Origin of the sequence: Clostridium sp. AF32-12BH, from assembly GCF_003477935.1 — a bacterium.
GTDB lineage: Bacteria > Bacillota > Clostridia > Lachnospirales > Lachnospiraceae > Brotaphodocola.
The window spans coordinates 188,709-190,289 of the sequence record NZ_QUEH01000008.1; the positions used below are offsets into that span (position 1 = coordinate 188,709).

General features: G+C 41.7%; 1 protein-coding gene. It reads right to left on the reverse strand.

The window, feature by feature from the left end; all coding sequences use genetic code 11:
* Nucleotides 1-1,581 (reverse strand): ATP-binding protein (locus DWZ40_RS10140; RefSeq protein ID WP_243035302.1); only part of this gene is annotated, 1,581 nt, incomplete at both ends.

Consider the following 1,581-nt stretch of genomic DNA (forward strand, 5'->3'; position numbering starts at 1 on the left):
GTTCACTTTTTCTGAACAGCTCAACCGCTTCCTGCCCATTCCACGCTTTAATCACGTCCGCACCCTCATTCTGAAGCATAAATTCAGCGATTTCCATATTCAGCTCATTATCTTCCGCCAGAAGAATATGAAATCCCTTTATAGATTTTTCGGATACATCCTTCTGTTCTTCACGTTTATCCGCATCCGGATCTATTTTAAATGGGACCCGGATCACAAATGTCGTCCCTACGCCTTTTTCACTTTCAAAAGTAATGGTTCCACCCATTTTCTCGACCAGCTTCCTTGCAATGGCCATTCCCAGTCCAGTTCCGACAAACTTTGTGCGGCTTCCCGTATATTCCTGTGCAAATGGTTCAAAAATATGTTTCTGGAACTCCTCAGTCATTCCGATTCCTGTATCCCGGCAGATAAATTCCATTGTCGTCATTCCTGGCTGTTCGGATGGGATTTCCATGCAGCTAAGATAAATATGTCCATTTTCTCTGTTATATTTCACTGCATTGGACAGGATATTCATCATCACACGTTTTACATACCCCGGACTTCCAATAAGATCACGGTGTATGATTTCTTTTTTCTCCCATACAATCCGGATATTCTGTTCTGCAGCAATCTGTTCAATTACAACAAGCACTTCCTCAGAGATTTTGCTCAGATTAAATGGACTCTCTTCCAGAACAACTTCACCCGACTCCAGCTTACTCATGTCCAGAACATCATTTACCAGTTCCAGCAACAGATTGGATGCCGCTTTCACCTTTGTTCTGTATTCCTTCTGCTTCTCCATATCATCTGCATAATGGTCTGCCATATTGATCAAACCGTAGATTCCATTAATCGGAGTCCTGATATCGTGGCTCATACGATGAAGAAATTCTGTTTTTGCCTCATTGGCGGCTTCTGCCTTTTTTGCTGCTATCAGAAGTTCTGCTTTATATTTTTCATCTTTTTCAAATTCTTGTTTCCGGTGCGCCAGATTGGTTCTGTATGTCCAGAACCAGAATATGCCGGACATCAGAAAATAAAGAAAAATAACACCTATAACACTTAATGGAAGATTACAAAACACTTCCGTATCCGGAAGATATGCGTAGATATAATAATCACGCTGTTTCAGCATGATTCCATAACCTCCAATTCCTTCCTTCTTAAAATGATAGATATGCTGACTGTCTGTATGCTTTTTCATTGCCTGAACAACTTCGTTGTCGGCTGTATTCTGTCCCAACAGGCTCTCATTATTGCTGGCAACAACGATTCCGTCGTCTGCAACGATAATCGTTCCATCTTTCTGGATACTATAACCATTTAAAAGCCCCTGTATCGTCAGCGTATAGTTTCTGGCAAATTCAGGAGATGTGTAGTAATAGATTGCAACGATACCCGGTGCATCTTTTCTGGCGCAGGCTGCAATGTCAATAAAGGATCCATCTTCCCTGGTAAACCGTTCCGAATAGCTTCTTTCTTCATATCCGGCAAAATCCATGATAATTTCTTTTTGCAGATACTCCGTAATCTCATTAGCCAGAGACTCATCCGTGCTGTATTCACAGTCCGTCTTTCCTTCTGCATCCAGTA